Source organism: Micromonospora ureilytica (genome assembly GCF_015751765.1).
GTDB lineage: Bacteria > Actinomycetota > Actinomycetes > Mycobacteriales > Micromonosporaceae > Micromonospora > Micromonospora ureilytica.
In genome coordinates, this window is record NZ_JADOTX010000001.1 from 4,561,715 (window position 1) to 4,580,928 (window position 19,214).

At 71.2% G+C, this 19,214-nt stretch carries 24 protein-coding genes; 5 read left to right on the plus strand and 19 right to left on the minus strand.

Going from position 1 to position 19,214, the window contains the following annotated elements:
* Positions 1-54: 54 nt before the first annotated feature.
* The 4 genes from IW248_RS20550 to mca all read right to left on the minus strand — a co-directional run bounded on the left by IW248_RS20550 (position 55) and on the right by mca (position 6,078).
* Positions 55-2,091: a thioredoxin domain-containing protein gene (locus IW248_RS20550; protein ID WP_196928295.1), complete on the minus strand. Its 2,037-nt coding sequence runs from the start codon at positions 2,089-2,091 to the stop codon at positions 55-57.
* A gap of 52 nt (positions 2,092-2,143) precedes the next feature.
* Positions 2,144-4,675: a putative bifunctional diguanylate cyclase/phosphodiesterase gene (locus tag IW248_RS20555; RefSeq protein WP_196928296.1), complete on the minus strand. Its 2,532-nt coding sequence runs from the start codon at positions 4,673-4,675 to the stop codon at positions 2,144-2,146.
* Between the two features lie 179 nt (positions 4,676-4,854).
* Positions 4,855-5,148, minus strand: a complete 294-nt coding sequence (locus IW248_RS20560) for a hypothetical protein (RefSeq protein ID WP_124818003.1) — start codon at positions 5,146-5,148, stop codon at positions 4,855-4,857.
* 48 nt (positions 5,149-5,196) lie between these two features.
* Positions 5,197-6,078 carry a mycothiol conjugate amidase Mca gene (mca, locus tag IW248_RS20565; protein ID WP_196928297.1) on the minus strand — a complete coding sequence of 294 codons (882 nt, stop codon included), beginning with the start codon at positions 6,076-6,078 and terminating at the stop codon, positions 5,197-5,199.
* Positions 6,079-6,281: 203 nt separating this feature from the next.
* Here mca and IW248_RS20570 point away from each other — a divergent pair, with 203 nt between their 5' ends.
* Entirely contained in the window at positions 6,282-6,722 is a 441-nt protein-coding gene (locus tag IW248_RS20570; RefSeq protein ID WP_124818007.1) for a DUF4307 domain-containing protein, read from the plus strand.
* Between the two features lie 156 nt (positions 6,723-6,878).
* Positions 6,879-7,376 carry a transcription elongation factor GreA gene (gene greA / locus IW248_RS20575; protein WP_124818009.1) on the plus strand — a complete coding sequence of 166 codons (498 nt, stop codon included), beginning with the start codon at positions 6,879-6,881 and terminating at the stop codon, positions 7,374-7,376.
* A gap of 97 nt (positions 7,377-7,473) precedes the next feature.
* On the opposite strand, the gene ilvA is transcribed toward greA, so the two are convergent.
* From ilvA to IW248_RS20595, 4 genes are all read right to left on the minus strand, one after another.
* Positions 7,474-8,694, minus strand: a complete 1,221-nt coding sequence (ilvA, locus tag IW248_RS20580; protein ID WP_196928298.1) for a threonine ammonia-lyase — start codon at positions 8,692-8,694, stop codon at positions 7,474-7,476.
* A 65-nt stretch (positions 8,695-8,759) separates the two neighbouring features.
* Positions 8,760-10,169, minus strand: coding sequence for an amidase (locus IW248_RS20585; RefSeq protein WP_124818013.1), 1,410 nt, complete (start codon positions 10,167-10,169; stop codon positions 8,760-8,762).
* 13 nt (positions 10,170-10,182) lie between these two features.
* Positions 10,183-11,325, minus strand: a complete 1,143-nt coding sequence (locus IW248_RS20590) for a cystathionine gamma-synthase (RefSeq protein WP_124818015.1) — start codon at positions 11,323-11,325, stop codon at positions 10,183-10,185.
* A gap of 113 nt (positions 11,326-11,438) precedes the next feature.
* Complete coding sequence (locus IW248_RS20595; protein WP_196928299.1) at positions 11,439-12,482, minus strand: YncE family protein; 1,044 nt, start codon at positions 12,480-12,482, stop codon at positions 11,439-11,441.
* A gap of 141 nt (positions 12,483-12,623) precedes the next feature.
* Here IW248_RS20595 and IW248_RS20600 point away from each other — a divergent pair, with 141 nt between their 5' ends.
* Positions 12,624-13,046 (plus strand): HIT family protein, encoded by a 423-nt coding sequence (locus tag IW248_RS20600; RefSeq protein ID WP_196928300.1) that lies wholly within the window; start codon positions 12,624-12,626, stop codon positions 13,044-13,046.
* Between the two features lie 74 nt (positions 13,047-13,120).
* Complete coding sequence (gene msrA, locus IW248_RS20605) at positions 13,121-13,783, plus strand: peptide-methionine (S)-S-oxide reductase MsrA (protein WP_196928301.1); 663 nt, start codon at positions 13,121-13,123, stop codon at positions 13,781-13,783.
* A 51-nt stretch (positions 13,784-13,834) separates the two neighbouring features.
* Here the strand turns inward: msrA and IW248_RS20610 are convergent, their stop codons facing one another.
* The gene (locus IW248_RS20610; RefSeq protein WP_307788105.1) at positions 13,835-14,146 is read right to left on the minus strand and encodes a winged helix-turn-helix domain-containing protein; all 312 of its coding nucleotides are present in this window, start codon (positions 14,144-14,146) and stop codon (positions 13,835-13,837) included.
* A gap of 379 nt (positions 14,147-14,525) precedes the next feature.
* Here IW248_RS20610 and IW248_RS20615 point away from each other — a divergent pair, with 379 nt between their 5' ends.
* The gene (locus IW248_RS20615; protein ID WP_196928303.1) at positions 14,526-14,714 is read left to right on the plus strand and encodes a hypothetical protein; all 189 of its coding nucleotides are present in this window, start codon (positions 14,526-14,528) and stop codon (positions 14,712-14,714) included.
* A 58-nt stretch (positions 14,715-14,772) separates the two neighbouring features.
* Here IW248_RS20615 and IW248_RS20620 read toward each other — a convergent pair whose 3' ends face one another.
* From IW248_RS20620 to IW248_RS20665, 10 genes are all read right to left on the minus strand, one after another.
* Complete coding sequence (locus tag IW248_RS20620; RefSeq protein WP_196928304.1) at positions 14,773-15,306, minus strand: hypothetical protein; 534 nt, start codon at positions 15,304-15,306, stop codon at positions 14,773-14,775.
* Positions 15,307-15,374: 68 nt separating this feature from the next.
* Positions 15,375-15,677, minus strand: a complete 303-nt coding sequence (locus tag IW248_RS20625; RefSeq protein ID WP_196928305.1) for a hypothetical protein — start codon at positions 15,675-15,677, stop codon at positions 15,375-15,377.
* 308 nt (positions 15,678-15,985) lie between these two features.
* The gene (locus tag IW248_RS20630; RefSeq protein WP_196928306.1) at positions 15,986-16,285 is read right to left on the minus strand and encodes a hypothetical protein; all 300 of its coding nucleotides are present in this window, start codon (positions 16,283-16,285) and stop codon (positions 15,986-15,988) included.
* Positions 16,286-16,445: 160 nt separating this feature from the next.
* Positions 16,446-16,601: a hypothetical protein gene (locus IW248_RS20635; RefSeq protein WP_196928307.1), complete on the minus strand. Its 156-nt coding sequence runs from the start codon at positions 16,599-16,601 to the stop codon at positions 16,446-16,448.
* A 404-nt stretch (positions 16,602-17,005) separates the two neighbouring features.
* On the minus strand, positions 17,006-17,191 hold the full coding sequence (locus IW248_RS20640) for a hypothetical protein (protein WP_196928308.1): 186 nt from the start codon (positions 17,189-17,191) through the stop codon (positions 17,006-17,008).
* Between the two features lie 47 nt (positions 17,192-17,238).
* Positions 17,239-17,658: a hypothetical protein gene (locus tag IW248_RS20645; RefSeq protein WP_196928309.1), complete on the minus strand. Its 420-nt coding sequence runs from the start codon at positions 17,656-17,658 to the stop codon at positions 17,239-17,241.
* The gene (locus IW248_RS20650; protein WP_196928310.1) at positions 17,655-18,008 is read right to left on the minus strand and encodes a hypothetical protein; all 354 of its coding nucleotides are present in this window, start codon (positions 18,006-18,008) and stop codon (positions 17,655-17,657) included. The genes IW248_RS20645 and IW248_RS20650 overlap by 4 nt, the downstream gene beginning before the upstream one ends.
* Positions 18,005-18,568, minus strand: a complete 564-nt coding sequence (locus IW248_RS20655; RefSeq protein ID WP_196928311.1) for a hypothetical protein — start codon at positions 18,566-18,568, stop codon at positions 18,005-18,007. Before IW248_RS20655 ends, IW248_RS20650 begins: the two co-directional genes overlap by 4 nt.
* 78 nt (positions 18,569-18,646) lie before the next feature.
* Complete coding sequence (locus IW248_RS20660; RefSeq protein ID WP_196928312.1) at positions 18,647-18,856, minus strand: hypothetical protein; 210 nt, start codon at positions 18,854-18,856, stop codon at positions 18,647-18,649.
* 171 nt (positions 18,857-19,027) lie between these two features.
* Positions 19,028-19,213, minus strand: a complete 186-nt coding sequence (locus IW248_RS20665) for a hypothetical protein (protein WP_196928313.1) — start codon at positions 19,211-19,213, stop codon at positions 19,028-19,030.
* Position 19,214 lies beyond the last annotated feature (1 nt).

Below are 19,214 nucleotides of genomic sequence, written 5' to 3' on the forward strand. Positions count from 1 at the left end.
TGGCGGGACCACCCGACGGGCGGCGCGGGCGACTACCCGGCGTGTCCGTCCGGTTCAGCCCAGCTCGGCTACCAGGTCCTCGACCGAGGTGACCGGCCGCTGGCAGACGAAACCCCGGCAGACGTACGCGGCGGACCGTCCCTGGACCAGCGGACGGTCGGCGAGCAGCGGCACACCGGGCTGGTCCGGACGCCCGGCGACGACCACCGCTCCGGGCGGGGCGTGCCGGTGAGCGGCCGCCACCAGGGGGTCGCCGGCCGGGTCGTCGGTGGCCACTGCGATCTCGTACGGCCCGGAGAGCAACGCCTCGCCGACCATGGCCGCGTACCCGGTGAAGCGGGGGTGCTTCCCGACGATCGGCGCGACGGTGCCGAGGGCCGCCTCGGCGGCCTCCCGGTAGCGCGTCTCGCCGCTCAGCGCCGAGTACGCCACCAGCCCGGCGATCAACGCGGACCGGCCGGACGGGGTGGCGTTGTCGGTCGGGTCGGCCGGCCGGGCGACGAGCCGCTCCGCGTCGTCGGCGGTGTCGTAGAAGGCGCCACCGGGCGCTGCGAAGTGCGCCAGGGCGGTGTCCAGCAGCTCGCCGGCCAGGGCGAGCCAGCGGCCCTCGCCGGTGAGCTGGTGCAGCGCGCAGAATGCCTCGGCCACGCAGCCGTAGTCCTCCAGGACACCGGCCGGCTCGCCGACCTTGCCATTCCGGGAGACCCGGCGCAGCCGGCCGTCGACCAGGTGCACGGTGGCCAGGTGCTCGGCGGCCTGGCGCATCGCCCCGTCGGCGACGATGGTGACGCCGTCCATCAGGTTGGCGTCCTCGTCCTGCGGGGACGCGTAAACGGCGGCGACCTGCTGGAACTCGGCGAGGGCGGTGATCGCCAGGCCGTTCCAGGCGGCCACCACCTTGTCGTCGAGGGCCGGCTGCGGGCGGGTGTCCCGGGCGGCGAGCAGTCGTCCGACCACCTGCTGCCAGCGGGCGCGCACCTCGGGTGCGGCGTCGTCCACGTCCCGGGCCAGCCGCAGCACGCTCATGCCGTGTTCAAAGGTCCCCTCGTCGGTGACGGTGAACAGGTCGGCGGCGAACCGGCCGTCCTCCTCGCCCAACGCCTCGACGAGCTGGGCGGGCGTCCAGGCGTAGGTGAGCCCCTCGACGCCGTCGGTGTCGGCGTCCAGTGCGGACGCGAACCCCTGCCCCGGCCGGTGCAGCTCGTCGGAGAGGAACCGGGCGGTGTCCCGGGCCACCCGGCGGGCCAGCGGGTCGCCGGTGAGCCGCCACAGCTGGGTGTAGACCCGCAGCAGCAGCGCGTTGTCGTAGAGCATCTTCTCGAAGTGCGGCACCGTCCAGTGCGCGTCCACCGAGTACCTGGCGAAGCCGCCCGCGAGCTGGTCGTAGATGCCGCCCCGGGCCATCGCCTCGGCGGTGTGCCGGGTGATCTCCAGGCTGCCCGGGTCGCCGGTGCGCTGGTGGTGGCGCAGCAGGAAGAGCAGGTTCATGTGCGGCGGGAACTTCGGGGCGCCACCGAACCCGCCGTTCGTCGCGTCGTACTCGCTGGCCAGCTTGGCGGCCGCCGCGTCGAGCAGCGGGGCGTCCAGCGGGGCGGTGGGGCCGCCCACGGCCTGCGCGCCGCCGATCGCCTCGACCACGGCGGCGCCCTGGCCCAGGACCGCCTCGCGCTGCTCCCGCCAGGCGGTGGCGACCGACTGGAGCAACTGGACGAAGTTGGTTCGCGGGAAGTAGGTGCCGCAGAAGAACGGGGTGCCGTCCGGGGTGGCGAAGACGGTCATCGGCCAACCGCCCTGGCCGGTCATCGCCTGGGTGGCGGTCATGTAGACCGCGTCCACGTCGGGACGCTCCTCACGATCCACCTTGATCGACACGAAGTTGTCGTTCATCAGGGCGCCGACCTGCGCGTTCTCGAACGACTCGTGCGCCATCACGTGGCACCAGTGGCAGGCCGCGTAGCCGACCGAGATGAGCACCGGAACGTCCCGTCGCTTCGCCTCGGCGAACGCCTCGTCCGACCAGGGCCACCAGTCGACCGGGTTGTCGGCGTGCTGGAGCAGGTACGGGCTGGTGGCGTCGACGAGTCGGTTCACCTGACGACCATAGCCAGCCCCGGCGCGGACCGCGCGGGGTCCACCCGGACGGTCAGGACGCGCCGTCGGCGCGGAGCCGGAACACGTTCGACTCCGCCGAGTCGCGCAGGGACCCCAGCACCGCCCCGATCTTGTCCGCTGGCATCGGCTTGAAGAAGTGGTAGCCCTGCGCGGAGGTGCAACCCAGCTCGGCCAGGGCCATCCGCTGCTCGGCGGTTTCCACCCCTTCGGCGACCACCCGCAGCCCCAGCTCGTGAGCGAGGCCCACGGTCGTCCGGACGATCGCGGCGGCCTCCGGCGAGTCGGCCATCCGGATGACGAAGGACCGGTCCACCTTCAGCTCGTCCACCGCGATCCGGGTGAGGAAGGTCAGCGACGAGAAGCCGGTGCCGAAGTCGTCGACCGCGAGTTGCACGCCCATCGACCGGAGCGTCGCCAGCACCTCGTCGATGACCTCCAGCTCGCTCATCACCACCGTCTCGGTGATCTCCAGGACGAGCCGGTGCGGCGGCACCTGGTGGCGGCGCAACGCGTCGGCGATCTCCACAGGTAGCCGAGGGTCGAGCAGGCTGCGCGCCGAGAGGTTGACCGAGATCGGGACGTCCAACCCCTCCCGGGCCCAGCTGGCGGCCACGCCGAGCGCCTTGTCCAGCACGTAGCGGGTGAAGGTGCCGAGTTGCTCGCTGTTCTCCACCGGCCGGATGAAGTCGGCCGGGTTCAGCCACCCACGCCGGGGGTGCTGCCAGCGGATCAGCGCCTCCACCCCGGTGGGCGCTCCCGTGGCCAGGTCGACCGCCGGCTGCAGCGCCAGCACCAGTTGATCGTCGACCTTCAACGCCTCACGCAGCTCGGCCAGCAGGGCGAGTTGGTCGGTGCTGGCCGCGTCGCGGGCGGCGTCGTACGCGGCGACGTTGCCACCGCCCTCCTTGGCCTGGTACATCGCGATGTCGGCCCGGCGCAGCAGCTCGGTCAGGTCCGCGGTGCCGGCGGCGGCCACCACCACGCCGACCGAGACCTCGATGGACATCCGTACGCCGGCCACCTCGGTCGGCGCGGCCAGCCGCTCGGCGATCTCGCGGGCCTGGCGCAACGCGTGGGCCATCGGGGCGGCCCGGTCGCCGAGCACCGGGACCGCCGTGAGCAGCAGGGCGAACTCGTCGCCACCGAGTCGGCCGAGCAGGTCGCCGGCGCGGACCAGCGCGTTGAGTCGGTTCGCGGTCAGCCGCAGCAGCTGGTCGCCCGCCGCGTGGCCGAGGGTGTCGTTGACTTCCTTGAACTGGTTGATGTCCAGCAGCAGCAGCGCCACCGGGTGATCGTGGCTGAGCTGTCGCAGCGACTGGTCGCCCTTGCTCAGCATCGCCGCCCGGTTGGCCAGCCCGGTGAGCGGGTCGTGCACCGCCTCGTACGACGAACGGGCGGTCACCAACCGCAGCTCGTGGTGGGTCGCGGCGTCGTGCAGCGCGGCGGCGAGCGCGTCGCCGAACGCGGCCACAGCGTCGCGTTCCCGGGCCGAGGGCGGGGCCGAGCGGGGGAACCGCACCCGCAACCGACCGACCGGCGCGGCACCGACCGACAGCGCCCGGCTCAGCTCGTGCTCGTCCAGCTCCGACTGGTCCGGTGGGCCGGTCTCCCGGTCGACCAGCTGACCGCTGGCGTCGCCCCGGTAGCGGTGCCAGCGCCCGTCGGCCCGGGCCACGTCGACGTCCACCAGTTCGGCGTTGAACAGCGTCAGCGCCCCGGTGACCGCCGCGCTGGCCACACCCCGCTCGTCGAGCTGGTTGAGGGCCGCGGTGGCCTCGGCGAAGGCACGCCAGGCGCGGCGCTCCTGATCGGAGCGCAGCCGGTACCGGTAGGTCTGCTGCAGTAGCCACAGCAGCGGCGGCAGCAACAGCAACCAACGCGGGTCGATTTCCAGGAGCGCGACCACCACGAGGCCGACCGCCACGTTGCCGACGAACATCAGCAGTTTGCCGCGCAGCGCGGCGAGCAGCGGTGGCCCGATCGGCAGCCCGTGCCGCAGACCCAGCGTCACCCCGCCCAGCCAGGCGGTCACCAGGAGGTACGTCACCGAACCGGCGATCACGGCCAGCGCCAGCATCGGGGTGGGCGGAGAGAGCAGCGGCCGACCGAGCGCGGTCGTCACGGAGACGGCCAGCGCGGACGCGGCGGCCAGCGACGCGGCGATCCGGACGATCTCGAGGGCCGGACGGCGGTCGTTGTGCAGTGACAGCATCGTCCAGGCCAGCCCGGTGCCGAGCAGCGTGGCGGACGGGAGCCAACCGGCTGGAGTGAGGTAGAGGCAGACGATCAGGGCCGCCTCGCCCCAGGTGATGCTGACCATGCCGGCGGCCGAGCGGAACCTCAGGCGGGCGAGCTGAGCGAGGGTCAGGACGGCGACGGCGATGCCGAAGCGGGCCGGACCGCCGAGGGGGTCGTCGTCCGGCAGCCGGACCGGAAGGGTCAACCCGACCGCGGCGGCGGCCAAGGCGGTCAGCGTGACAGCGGCGGTGAGCACCAGCAGCGGGCCCGGTGTGCCACGCACCCCGAGCCGATCGAACGGGTCGTCGGCCGGACCGGAGGTCATCGACCTCCCCCGTCAGCCGACCGACCGACGTCGCGGCGGGCGGCCGGTGCTGTGCTGGTCATCGGCGCCCCCTCCCGCACACGGCTCGGAGACTTTTGGTCCCCCCGGCGGAAGGCTAAGCCAAACCGGGTGGCCGCAACAGGGGGCGACCAACCGGTTCGGCGTGATTCATGCGCGGACTACCCGTTCAGGTGCTGCTGGTGCCCGTTGGGAGCGGGCGTGGATGAATCACGCCCCGCGGTCCCGTCTGTCGGATCGACGACTGCCGCATCGGCCCTGGTCGGGTCGGTCGACCCGGACTGCTGGGGGAAGCGGTCCGGCAGACGGCGCAACCGAGCGTTCATGTTGCGGATCAGCAGGATGGTCGCGGTGGCCAGCAGCAGGATGAGGAAGAGGCCCATCGGCCCGGCCAGACCACCCGTGCGGGTGTCCCCGAAGTTGTTCTCCGCGAGCACCTGGGCAGCGGTCAACATGGCGTTCCTCCGATGTGCGGTTGGTAACCAGCGTAGCCCCGCCGGGAATCAGCGTGCGTGCACCGTCTCCCGCACTCCCGCGAAGAGGTCGGACTCGGGCAGCGGGCTGTCGACCATCGAGCGGGCCAGCTCGTAATCCTCGGTCGGCCAGGCGGTTCGCTGGAGCTCCATCGGCACGTGGAACCAGAAGCCGTCCGGGTCGACCTGGGTGGCGTGGGCACGCAGCGCGTCATCACGGACCGGGAAGTATTCGGCGCACTCGACCCGGGTGGTGATCCGGGGGCCCTTGTCGGGCCGATCCTCCCACCGCTTGATCCACTCCTCGTAGGGCGACTCCAGCCCGGCGGCCAGCATCCCCTCGTGCAGCGCCATGATCTTGCCCTTGGAGAAGCCGATGTCGTAGTAGAGCTTCAGCGGCTGCCAGGGCGCGCCCAGCTCCGGGTAGCGCTCCGGGTCACCGGCGGCCTCGAACGCGGCCACGCTCACCTTGTGGCACATGATGTGGTCCGGGTGCGGATAGCCACCCTCTTCGTCGTACGTGGTCACGACGTGCGGACGGAACTCGCGCATCAACCGCACCAGCGGGCCCGCGGCGACTTCGACGTCCTGGAGGGCGAAACAGCCCTCGGGCAGCGGCGGCAGCGGGTCGCCCTCAGGCAGGCCCGAGTCGACGAAGCCCAGCCAGGCCTGGTCGACACCGAGGATCGCGCGTGCGGCGTCCATCTCGGCACGCCGGATGTCGCCGATGTTGGCCCACACGTCGGGCCGGTCGAGCTTGGGGTTGAGCACGCTCCCGCGCTCGCCGCCCGTGCACGTCACGACCAGGACGTCCACCCCCTGAGCGACATACTTCGCCGTCGTCGCCGCGCCCTTGCTCGACTCGTCGTCCGGGTGCGCGTGCACGGCCATGAGACGCAGTTGCTCTGCCAACTTCGGCGCTCCTCGTCTGTGCCGGACGGTGGACCCGACCGGGCTCGACCGGCTGACCTGCCGGGATCTTTCCTCACCGCACCCTGTCGCCGGCCACCAGCGCCGGGCATGACCTGCCATTCCTGCCGCTGGACCGGGTGGGAGGATGGGACTCTGCCATTCTTGCCGATGCCGCCGACAACAACGCCAGGAGATACCCGCCGGTGACCGAGACGCACGCCACAATTTCACCAGGTGCTCCGGTATTCCCGGCCGGGCGCTACGGCCGCCGTCGGGCACCCGGCGGAAAGCGCCGCCGTACGATGCTGGCCGCGCTGGTGCTGCTGGCACTCGTGGCGACGCTGACCGTGATCTCGGTCCGGCTCTACCGCCAGTACGGCGACCCGGTCTACGACGCCCAGGTGATCACGTACACCGACATCACGGACAACCAGGTGCTTGTCGACTTTCGGGTGACCGTCCCGCCGGGTGGATCGGCGGTCTGCGTGCTGCGTGCCCGGGACCGTTCCGGCGCCGAGGTGGCCCGCGATCAGGTCACCGTGACCGCCGATCCCGGGGATCGGCACGTCACGACCCGGCACCGCCTGGCCACCACCGCCCGGCCGTTCATCGGCGAGGTTCTGCGCTGCCGACAACCGTCCTGAGCTGCCCGAACAGCACCGGAAACGGGGCCGACCGAGCGCCTACCCGGGGTGTGGGAAACGGACACCGGCGGTGATGGCCGACACGCTGTGTCGTTCCGCACTGGTAACTTGGTAGTTCACCTGTCAGCCAGCCACGCACAACTGAGGAGAACGCCTGTGTCCACTGGCAACGAGGCGCCCGCCACCTGGCTGTCGCAGGACGCGTCCGACCGCCTCCAGGCCGAGCTCGACGAGCACATCGCCAACCGTCCGGCGATCGCAGCTGAGATCAACGCTCGGCGCGAGGAGGGCGACCTGCGGGAGAACGGCGGCTACCACGCCGCCCGCGAGGAGCAGGGCAAAGCCGAGGGTCGCATCCGCTACCTGCAGGAGCTGCTGCGCACCGCGAAGGTCGGCGAGGCCCCGACCGCCGACGCGGTGTCGCCGGGCATGGTCGTGACGATCTACTTCGACGACGACACCAAGGACACCGAGACCTTCCTGCTCGGTTCTCGGGAGATCGCGGCCACGACCGACCTGACCGTCTACAGCCCCGAGTCCGCGCTGGGCAAGGCGATCCTGGGCGGGCGTGCCGGGCAGACCTGCACCTACACGGCACCCAGCGGCGCCGACATCAAGGTGACAGTGGTCAGCTTCGAGCCGTTCTCCGGCTGACCGTCGCCGGCCGCGCCACCCGCTGCCGGCCGGGCTGACCGACCGCCGGCATCCACTGTCGAAACACCGCGCATCCGAGGCGTGGCACCCACCGGTGTCACGCCTCGGCCGCGAAGACCACCTGGTAGCCGCTGGCCCGCAGCGCGCTGATCAGCGTGTCCGAGTGCTCGACGCCCCGGGTCTCCACCGACAGCGCCACCTCCACCTCGCCGAGGCTGAGGTGCGGGTTGGCCCGCTGGTGCTCCACGTCCACCACGTTGGCCCGGTGTTCGGCGATCTGGCTGAGCAGCGACGCGAGCTGCCCCGGCCGGTCCGAACAGCGGACGGTCACCCGCAGGTAGCGACCCGCTGCGGCCAACCCGTGCTCGATGACCCGCAGCATCAGCAACGGGTCGATGTTGCCGCCGGAGAGCACCGCGACCACGGGCGTCTCCACCTCGACCACGCCGGCCATCAGCGCGGCGACACCTACCGCCCCGGCCGGCTCGACCACCTGCTTGCCGCGCTCCAGCAGCATCAGCAGGGCCCTGGAGATGTCCTCCTCGGAGACCGTGACGATCTCGTCGACCAGCTTGCGCACGTGGTTGAAGGTGATCTCGCCCGGCCGGCCGACAGCGATGCCGTCGGCGATGGTGGAGAAGATGGGCAGCCGGACCGGTTCTCCGGCCACCAGTGAGGGCGGGAACGCCGCCGCGCCGGCGGCCTGCACGCCGATGATCCGGACGTCCGGCCGCAACGCCTTCGCGGCCACCGCCATGCCCGAGATCAGACCACCGCCACCCACCCCGGTGATGATCGTCTTCACCTCCGGGCACTGTTCGAGGATCTCCAGCGCCACAGTGCCCTGCCCGGCGATCACATCCGGGTGGTCGAACGGGTGGATCAGCACCGCGCCGGTGCGCTCGGCGTACGTGTGCGCGGCGACCAGCGACTCGTCGACGGTGTTCCCGGCCAGCTCGACCTGCGCGCCGTACCCCTTTGTGGCGGCCACCTTCGGCAGCGGGGCGTTGACCGGCATGAAGACGGTGGCGTGCGTGCCGACCAGGCCGGCGGCGAGGGCCACGCCCTGCGCGTGGTTGCCCGCGCTCGCCGCGACCACGCCGCGCTCCCGCTCGGCCGCCGACAACCGGGAGATCCGCACGTACGCGCCCCGCACCTTGTACGAGCCGGCGCGCTGGACGTTCTCGCACTTGAGCCACGTCGGCCCGCCCAGCGCCGCGGTGAGCGGCCGGGAGGGCTCCAGCGGGGTGGTGCGGGTGACGCCAGCGAGCAACTCCCGTGCGGCCCGCACGTCGTCGAGACCGACCAGTTCCGTCATGCCCCGATCGTGCCACCCGACTCCGGAGCCCTCGGCGGCGACACCGGCGTGCACGACGTCGACGATCAGGCGGTGGCCGGCGACTCCGTGCCGACCCGGGGGTAGCCGGGGGCGTGGCGCGTCCACGGGGCCGCCATCTCGAACTGACCGGCCACACCGAGCAGCAGCAGCTCCGAGCCGGGCGGACCGACCAGTTGCACGGCGACCGGCAGACCGTCCGGGCGGCGGCCGACCGGCACGACGACCGCCGGCAGGCCGGCGATGTTCCAGGGTGCGGCGTACGGGGCGTACCGGATGTTGGCTGCCATGTTCGCCCGCCAGGACCGCTCCGACCAGCGGGCCGCCTCCGGTGGCGCGCTGGCCAGCGCCGGGGTGAGCAGCAGGTCGACCGAGTGGTCGGTGAAGAAGTCGACCGACCGTTGCCGCCAGGCGGCCCGGTCCGCCTCCCGCACGTAGCCGCGACGCTGCGCCCACTCGCCCAGCGCCACGTGCCGTCGGTTACGCCGCTGCAGACCGCGCCGGTCCAGGCCGGAGGCCCGGACGTCGGCGGCGGCCGCGGCGAACCAGGTGGCGATGCCCTGGAGGCCGAGCGCGGTGGGGTAGACCGGATCGGCCGGCACCGTGTCGTGCCCGGCGGTGGCGAGGAGCCGACCGGCGGCGGCGACCGCGTCCCGGTTGGGCGCGTCCGCTGCGACACCACGCACCGGGGAACGCAGCGAGACGCCCACCCGCAGGCGCTGCGGGGGGACCAGCTTCTCGGGGCGCCGGCCGGCGAGCACCGAGAAGCCGACCGCCGCGTCGGCGACAGTGCTGGTCAGCATGCCGTGCTCGGTGAGGCCGAACCAGTCGTCCGCCCCGAGCTGGCAGGGGACCACACCCCGACCGGGCTTGAGACCGACGAGTCCGCAGCAGGCCGCGGGGATCCGGATGGAGCCGAGACCGTCGTTGGCGTGCGCGATCGGCACCAGCCCGGCGGCGACCGCGGCGGCGGCACCACCCGAGGACCCACCAGGGGTACGCGTGCTGTCCCACGGGTTACGGGTCACCGTGCTGTCGTCGTCGGTGAACGCCCACAGCCCCAGCTCCGGCATCCGGGTCACGCCGAGGATCACCGCCCCGGCGCCGCGCAGCCGACGCACCACCTCGTGGTCGGCCTCCGCGACGTCGGTGCGGGCGGCGGCCGACCCGTTCCAGGTGGGCAGCCCGGCGACCGGGGTGTTCTCCTTGACCGCCACCGGAACCCCGGCCAGCGGCAGGTTGGCCAGGTCCTCCTGCTCGTCGACCTTCTCGGCCTCGGTGATCGCCTCCCCGCCGCGCACGGCGCGGAACGCGGCCAGCTCACGGTCGGCTCGGGAGATGTACTCGAGGTGGTCGGCGACGACCTGGGTCGCCGAGACGTCACCTCGGCGTACGCCTCGGGCGATCTGCTTGGCGGTCGCTCCGACCCAGGTCGCCATGATGTCCTGCACGGCCATCCTCCCCCAGCGGTCAGCCCAGCGCCTGCTCCAGATCGGCGAGTAGGTCGTCGACCGTCTCGATGCCGACAGACAGTCGCACGAGATCGCCGGGAACTTCAAGCGGCGAGCCGGCAGCACTTGCATGTGTCATCCGACCCGGGTGCTCGATCAGGGATTCCACACCGCCCAGCGACTCGGCGAGCACGAAGAGCTTGGCCCGGTTGCAGATGTCCACGGCGTGCTCCTCACCACCGGCGGCGCGGAACGAGATCATGCCGCCGAACCGGCGCATCTGCTTGGCGGCCACCTCGTGACCGGGGTGCGAGGGCAACCCCGGATAGATCACCTGGGCGACCTTGGCGTGCCCGTCGAGGTACGCGGCGAGCCGCTCGGCGTTGTCGCAGTGCCGGTCCATGCGTACCCCGAGGGTCTTGATGCCCCGCAGGGTGAGCCAGGCGTCGAACGGGCCGTTGATCGCGCCCATCGCGTTCTGGTGGTAGCGCAATTCCTCGCCGAGCCCGGCGTCGGCGACGACGAGCGCGCCACCGACGACGTCGGAGTGCCCACCGACGTACTTGGTGGTGGAGTGCACCACCACGTCCGCGCCGAAGGCGATCGGCTGCTGGAGGTACGGCGAGGCGAAGGTGTTGTCCACCACCAGCAGGGCGCCCGCGTCGTGTGCCACGGCGGCCAGGGCGGCGATGTCGGCGATGTCGAGCAGCGGGTTGGTCGGTGTCTCCACCCAGACGATCTTCGTGCGGCCGGGCTGTACGGCCGCCCGGACCGCGGCCGGGTCGGAGATCTTGGCCGGGCTGAACTCCAGGCCCCAACGCTGGGCGACCCGGGCGAAGAGCCGGTACGTGCCGCCGTACGCGTCGTCCGGGATCACCACGTGGTCGCCCGGCTGGCACACGGCCCGCAGCAGGGTGTCCTCCGCCGCCAGGCCGCTGGCGAAGGCGAGCCCCACCGGCCCGCCCTCCAGCGCCGCCAGGCACTCCTGGAGGGCGTCGCGGGTCGGGTTGCCGGAGCGGCTGTACTCGTAGCCGAGCCGGGGCGCGCCGACGGCGTCCTGGGCGTACGTGCTGGTCTGGTAGATCGGCGGGATCACCGCGCCGGTGCGGGCCTCAGGGTCCTGACCGGCATGAATGGCGAGCGTCTCGAAGCCGTGACTCATTCTGGTGAGGCTAGTGCCCCCGTCCCGAGGGCTGGAACGGAACCCGCGCTCCGGGTGGGGGCCGGACCATCCGGCCCGGCCCTCACGTGCCGGCCAGGGGGCCGGCGGGCTGGTCAGCCGGCCGGAACGGTCAGGACGTGCAGGGTGGCCTGCTCTCTCCCGCTCCAGTCGTAGGAGAGCGCGTAGAGCCGTGCGCCGTTCGGCGACCAGGCCAGCCCACCCGGGCTCAGCTCACCGCCGCCCAGCACGAAGCGGGTCAGTTCGGTGCCGTCCGGCCGGTAGACGAACAGGTACGACCTGTCCGCTGCGGCGGCGATCCTGGTGCCGTCGCGGGACGGCTCGACGGCGGCCGGGTACGCGCCGGTGGGGAAGGTCGCCGAGGGGGTGGTGATGTCGGCGAACGGGAACGCCTGCACCTCGTACGGGGCGCCGGCCGCGGTGTAGAGGGTGGTGCCGGTCGGGTCGAGGGCGATGTCCTGCAGGTTGCTGCCGATCACCGTCCAGTCGTTCGCCCGCAGCAGGGTCAGTGCTCCCCCGGCTCCGATCCCGTACGCGTAGACCGACGCCGGGCTCAACGACATCTGCCCGGCCAGCAGCACCGACCGGTTCTGGCTGGCGGCGGCCAGCAGCGGAGCGCCGTAGAAGTCCTGGGTGGTGGCCATCCCCGTGGTCACCCGGGCCGGCTGACGGCCCAGGTCGATCTGGCCGATGTTGCCGCCCCACTGGTCACAGCCGTAGCCGAACCACAGGTAGCGCCCGGTCAGCGCCAGCGACGACGGGCACTCACCCGCACCGGTGTCGTACCGGGCCGACTCGATCAACGAGCCGGTGTCGAAGGCGGCGATGGCGTTGGCGGTGGGCAGCGCCACGTAGAGCGTCCGCCGGTCGGCGCTGAGCAGCAGGTCGGTGGGGCCGGGCAGGCCCGACAGGGTGCCGACCACAGCGCCTGCCGCAGTGGTCACCACGACGTCGGTCGAGGAGCGGCCACCGCTGACGAAGACCCGGTCACCGGCCGACACCACGTCGGCGACCGTCGTCAGCGGCAGCGGGGTCGCGGTCGGCGCGGCAGCCGCCTGGGCATGACCCGGGACCGCGCCGACGAGCAGCCCGGCGGTCAGCGCCGCCAGCACCAGGGTGAAGCCTCTTCTGATCTGCACCGTTCGTCCTTTCGGAGCATCGACGCGTACGCCGACGGCCGGGGCCATCCCGCGCTCATCCATTGACGTAGATGAGTAGCACAGCCGGCGCGCGCGTGGGGGGCACCGTGTTCCGCGAGACCGCCGGCATAGCCTGGCCCGATGAGCGGTTGCGTGTTCTGCGGGATCGTGACGGGTGAGGTGCCGGCGTTCCGAGTGGCCGACACCTCGGACGGGGTGGCGTTCCTGGACACCCGGCCGGTGTTCAAGGGGCACGTGCTGGTGGTGCCTCGGGTGCACCTGGTGACCCTGGCGGAGTTGCCTGCCGACCTGCTGCCCGGCTACTTCGCCATGGTCCAGCGGCTGGCGGTGGCGGTGGAGACCGCTCTCGGCGCGGGTGGGACGTTCGTGGCGATGAACAACAAGGTGTCCCAATCGGTGCCCCACCTGCACACCCACGTGGTCCCGCGAACCAAGGGCGACGGGTTGCGTGGCTTCTTCTGGCCGCGCACACGGTACGACGACGACACCGAGGCCCAGACGTACGCGGATCGCATCGCGGCAGCGCTCCCCGGCGGGGCCTGACTCATCCTCACGCGGGTAAGGAAGGTGGACCCTCCGGTGTTACACGCTGGGAGTGGTACGAGAGGAGATCCCACGTGTTTTTGCGCCGTATGAAGGCCGATATGGTCTCGCCCGACCAGGCCCTGCCGGGCCGTCAGATCGCCATGCCGGTCGCCGACCGCCACGAGGTGCTGGGCACCCCGCTGAAGGGTCCGTTCCCTGAGGGCCTGCAGGTAGCGGTCTTCGGCATGGGCTGTTTCTGGGGCGCCGAGCGGTTGTTCTGGACGCTTCCCGGCGTCTACACCACCTCCGCCGGCTACGCGGGTGGCATCACCAAGAACCCGACGTACGAGGAGACGTGCTCCGGCCGGACCGGGCACGCCGAGGTCGTCCAGGTGGTGTACGACCCCAGCAAGATCAACTATGAGGATCTGCTGAAGGTCTTCTGGGAGAACCACGACCCGACCCAGGGCATGCGCCAGGGCAACGACGTGGGCACCCAGTACCGCTCGGCCATCTACACGACCACGGACGAGCAGCGGACCATCGCGGAGTCGTCCCGGGACGCGTTCCAGCCGATCGTGACGCGGGCCGGCAAGGGTGAGATCACCACCGAGATCGCCCCGCTCGGCAGCTACTACTTCGCCGAGGACTACCACCAGCAGTACCTCGCCCCGACCAAAAACCCTAACGGATGGTGTGGTATTGGCTCGAACGGCATGACGTGCCCGGTAGGGGTCGCGCGGATGGCCGGCTGACCAGCACAAACACACCCCCGGTCGCCGCTGCGGGGAGCGGCTGACCGGGGGTCACTCTGCTACGTAGGTCCCGGAACCCGGCACGCCCACGATTAGCCCGCGCGCCTTAAGCGCGTCCAGGGCTCGCGCCACCGTGCGGCGGGCCGACCCGTACTCAGCCGCGAGCGCGTCATACGACGGGAGTCGGGTGCCGGGCGGGAACTCACGCACGCCGATGCGCCGAGCTAGGTCGGCCTCGATCTGGCGGGACGTGTGGGGAATCGGCACGGGCGTCATTCTGCGGTGTACCCGGCGGGGGCCGGCTCGCACTACGTAGACGGGCGGCACGGGCTGACATGGTTGCCCCGCTGGCACTGGTGACATTACCGTGACTATTTCGGCGCAGTACGTGAGCGGACGGGATGGTGACCATGGCGCGGCATAGACCACCGGTAATCCGTACGGGTCCAGTGCATCGGCGTGATTGGAGTTGGGAGGCGTGGGGGCGGCGCTGCGTGTGTGGGCTCCCGTGGAAGTGTCCAGACGCGGGCACCGTGCCGCCCCCGGCCGAGCCGTCCGGGCGGGTGGTGGGCCGGTACCCGGTTGCCGGGCCGACCGGGCGGGCCGGGCGGACGGTGGCGGGCGCGGTGGGCGCAGACAACGAGCGGCCGAGGCTGCTCACGCTTGCGGGCGAATGGCGCGGCAACGGGGGGCGGTGGCCTGCGGGCGGATGCCAGGTGCCCAACGCCCGGCGGCGGGCGTGATGGTGGGCGAGGAAGACGCACCCGCCCGCGTGCCGGTCGATGCGGGCGCGTGGCGGTGGCCGGTGCGGGCGGATCGGATCGAATGCGGGGAATGCTCGGAGCGGATGCCTGTTGCGCCGTTGACCGCGCTCACCGAGATTGCCGACGCGTTGGCCGAACACACGCGCGTCTGTCGCGCCTTCTCCTGACCCAGAAACGACGAAACCCCCGGACCCAAGTGGGTACGGGGGTTTCGCTGTGTGGGGATCAGGCAGTGGGGGCCAGAGTCACGCCGCTGACGCTGCCGGACAGGGTGGCGGCGGTGGCGGTGTCGGGAACCGTAACGGTGATCTTCACGTCGGCGGGGGTGCTGGTGCTGATGGTGCTCCCGATCTTCGCGGGCGAGTCGGAGGCGAAAGCGGCCGTGAGCTGCGTACCGAATTCAACCCCGGTGATCTTCGCGGACGGGGCGTCAGCCGGGGCGGCAATGCGAGCGGTGAACGTCAACGTTGCGCCGGGGTAAGCCGAACCGACGTTGAGCGCCAGCGACGAACCGGAGGCGGTCACGGACGGATCAACCATGCCGTCCGACGCAACAACGGTGACGTTCGCCCACGTGTAGGTCGGCGTCGATTTGATCTGTCCACTGATGTTGGCCTTGGCGAAGAACAGCACGGCGGCCAGAGCGATCGACGGGACGAGCAGGAACACGGCCGGCACGGCGATGAACAGCGGCACGCCTAGTACCTTGCGACGCCAGCGGGAACGCGGGGCGGCGGCGTGGGCGGGGGTGGTGCTCATGATCTGGTCTCCTCGGAACGGGGTGGGACGGGTGGAGCGGTGCCGGCCGGCATACGGCAGGCGGGCGGTCATCGGGCGGGCCAGAGGTCGCGGCCATCGATGACGGTGATGTCGGCACCGGTGGCGACCACGCTGCGGCGGATACCGCCGGACCAGCAGGGCAAGCAAACGACACCCATGGATCGGCCGTTCATCTCGACGGCGACGGCGCGGGGCGCGTCGAGCAGGGTGCCGCAACGGCAGGTGATGGCGCGGGACACGTCGAAACGCAGGGAAGCGCGGGCGGCGTAGAGATCCTGTGCGCCACGGCGGGCGATTGCCTCGGCTTGGGCCACGGTGACGCCGGTCAGAACGTCTGTAGGGTTGTTCACGGTCGGTCTCCTGTTCACGCAGGGTGCCGGCAAGTCCCGGCGGCCCGTTGGCGCGGGCCGTCCGGGGCGTCTCAGTTAGGCTCGTTTACTGAGGTGCGAGCAGCTTGCGCCCGGCCGGTGGGCGTGTCTAGCCGGACATAAAAGCCCAGGTCAGGGCAGCGGTGACGGGCGGTCGGAGAAAACCGCGACCGGCGTCGATTCAGTCGGGATAGCGACAGACGCTTGACGCGGCCGGGCCGGCACGCTACCCGCAAAACCGCCCCGACCAGCGGCCCAGCGGTGGGCGGCGGTCGGGGCGGCGGGGAGCGTCAGAAGGGGAATTCGTCGTCGTCCATGTCGGCGGCCGGGGCGGCAAGCTTGGCCGGCGGGCGCAGGGTGCGGGCGGCGGCGGCCAGCTCGGGCGGCGGGGTGCCGGCGTGGCGCTCGGGCACGTCGTAGCAGTCCCACGTGATGCGTACGCCGTCCACGGTGGCGCTGTGGACACAGCGCACGAAGCGGCGGCGGATCTCGTACGGGTCGCCGGTCACGCGGGACAGCCACAGGTCGGCCCCGTTCGCCCAGGCGGTGCCGGGCGGTGCCGCCTCCTGCCCGTAAGCGCGGCGGCTCATGCGGCACGCCCCCGGCGGGCCATGTTCCGTACGACAGTGGCGCGGATCTTGCTACGGACGCGGCAGCAGGGGCGGCAGTACCGGCGGCGGCCGTCGCTCGTTCGGGCGTCGCGGCTGAACAATTCTATTGGGCGCTCTAAATTGCATTCCGCGCAAATCTTCATCGCATTCTCCGGCGCAATTCGTACGGCACGTAAAAGCTATTTGCCTCCTGCCAGGCGGCGTCCCATGTGCGGCCAGCGTCGAGCAATTCGCGCATCGCGCGGCGCACGTATGCGGCGCGGGACTCGCCGGGGCGGGCGTCGAGGCGGCTCATTATGGACTCCTTACGGCTTTGGTAAATGGTCGAAAATACAATTTTTGGTATTTACTGTTTTTTGGTAAATTGCTGGGATACCGGGCTCACTTGAAACTGCCATGCCTACCGGGAGGGCGTCTGGCGGGGGGCGGGGAGGCAGCCCCCACCCCCTGCACTGACCTGCGAACGACGCAGCAAACGCACGCGCACAATTCCACAAAGGAACGTCGTAATGCGTTCGCTCGCACATTCACCATTCAACTAATGCGATTCATTAAGCACAACTACAATTCATGCCAACATGCAGCGCACATTATCTCGCCTGCAAGAATTGTTCTGCGTCGACAACGTGGACATAGATGCGTCGATGTGTGCGTCTTACTCGTAGGCAGCAAGACGCACACATCAAACGCATTACTCATTCACTCATTGTCCGGCGAGAGAGGGGGGAGGCCGGCGAATTGCCGCGCCAATTCATCCGGCGTTCCAGCCCGCACCTCGGCGGCGTAGTAGTCCGCATCCGACATCTCGGCGGTGCGGGCCACGCGGGGGCGGCCCGACGTTTGTACCGCCCGGTAGAACATCGCGGCGGCGTAATTGAGATCCATGTGCGTCTACCTCCTAGGGGGTGTCAAGCGGGCGGGGCCGGGGTTGTTCACTTGCTGCCCAGCAGGGTCCGATGCGGACGGTCCCGCATCGACCCCTTGGCGTGCGGCACCACCGGGCGGGCAGCGACCCGACAGTCACCCGAGCAATAGCGCTTGCTGCCCTTCGCCGGGAACGGCTCGCCACAGTGCGCGCACGGCTTCACCGGTGCCGGCGCGGGCAGCTCGGGCAGCTCGGGCAGCTCGGGCAGTTCCTCGGCCACCAGCGTGCCAGCGGCGCGGGCACGCTCACGGATGAAGAACTCTTCATCCTTCTGACCGGCCAGCGTGGCGGCCTCCACACGGGCCAGCAGGGCAGCCGCACGGGCGCGCTTGGCACCCTTGCGGCGCTCGGCGGCGGCCCGGCCGGCAATCGGCGCACCCTCGCGGTTGGCCTTCTTGTAACCGGCGTCGTGCTTCTGCTTGCTCATCGACGGATGTCCTTGGCTAGATCGCGGATGTCGGGGCGGGCGTCGCTGTCGGCGGTGCCGTTGCGGATCTGCCGGGCCAGCGCTCGCACGTCCACAGGGGCCGGCGGCGCAACCTCGGCCGGGGGCTGCTCGCCGGACAACGCGTTGACCACGTTGCCCAGCGCGGCAGTGAGGTTGCCGTCTGCGTCGGCCAGCGCTTGCAGGGCGTCGCCGTGCGTCATGCCGGTGACCTCGGCCAGCCGCGCCACGTCGGACGTGATCGCGCGCTGACGCTTCATGTCGGCCAGGTCGTCGCCCAGCACCGGGCGGGGGCGGGCGGTGTTGCCCAGGACGGGATCGCGGTGGGTCATCGGGCACCCCCGGCGGCAATCACGCGCAGAGCGCGCAGGATGTTGTCGACGTTGCCCAGCGAAAGGAAACCATCCACAACGCCGCTGTGCGGGGCGTAGCCCGTCGAGCGATCGATCAGCACGGCCAGGCGGTCGGTCATCCTGCCGATCTCGTCCCGGTCGCGCTGGCGGGCGGCCTCGACGTGCGGGGCCGACACGTCCAGGAGCGCATCCTGAGCGGCCACGGCGACCCGCAGCGCGGCGGTGTGCGCGTCGCGGATGTCGTCCGCACGGCCCTGCCAGTAGGTGTCAGCCTTGGGCTGCACCTTGCCGGCCTTGACCTTGACGGTGTAGTCCTCGTGCTCACTGACGAGCGCGGCCATGGCGTCCACGATGGACTGCATGGCGGCGCGAGCCTGGTGCAGCTTCGCCAGCGCGTCGGCCACGGCCGGCACCTGCTCGGCAATGGCGTCCACGGCGACCGGAACATCGGCCTTGGCGGCAGCGCGTACGCCGTACGGCCGGCGACCAAAGGTCAGGACGGAAACGCAGTTGGTGATGTGGTGAAATTCGATACCCATGATTGGGCCTTTCGTTGCTCGGCCGTTACTCCACGTGCCAAGCGGGGTTGCGCGGTGTCCGACCGGCGGCGGGGTTGATCAGTTGGCGAACGGGTCGTGATCGCGGGCGGCTTCCTCGCAGACAAGGCAGCCAGGGACCGGCCACAGCGAGACGTGCGCGCGGTGGCGCTGCCATTCCTCGCGGTTGCGCGCGGCGTGCCGGACGTTGCGGGGATGGGCGGCGCGTGCGTCACGCGCGGCCATCAACGCGGCGAACTCAGCCGCGCGGCGGCGGTCACGGTTGTTCATTGGCGCGCGCCTTCCGCTCCAAATGCCGGCGCTTGTACTCCCGACCGGCCGCACGCTTGCAGGCCACATCGGCGCACACCTTGCGGGGCTGGCCGTGACCGCCGTAGGGGATCGAAGTGCCGCAAGCGGTACACGGCAACGGTTCCAACGGAGGGCGGCGGTTGCGGCCCATTACCCGACCACTCCCAACGCGGCGCGGGGCGGGGTGCCACACCGGCCGCACGCGGTGCCGATCTCGGCGGTCGGAAGGATGACCACATAGGACGCGCGGCAGCCGCATCCGTTGATCTCACAACGGAAGTCGGACGACATCAGTAGTTCGTGCCGGCGCTCGGGCGAGACATGGATAGCGGTCATC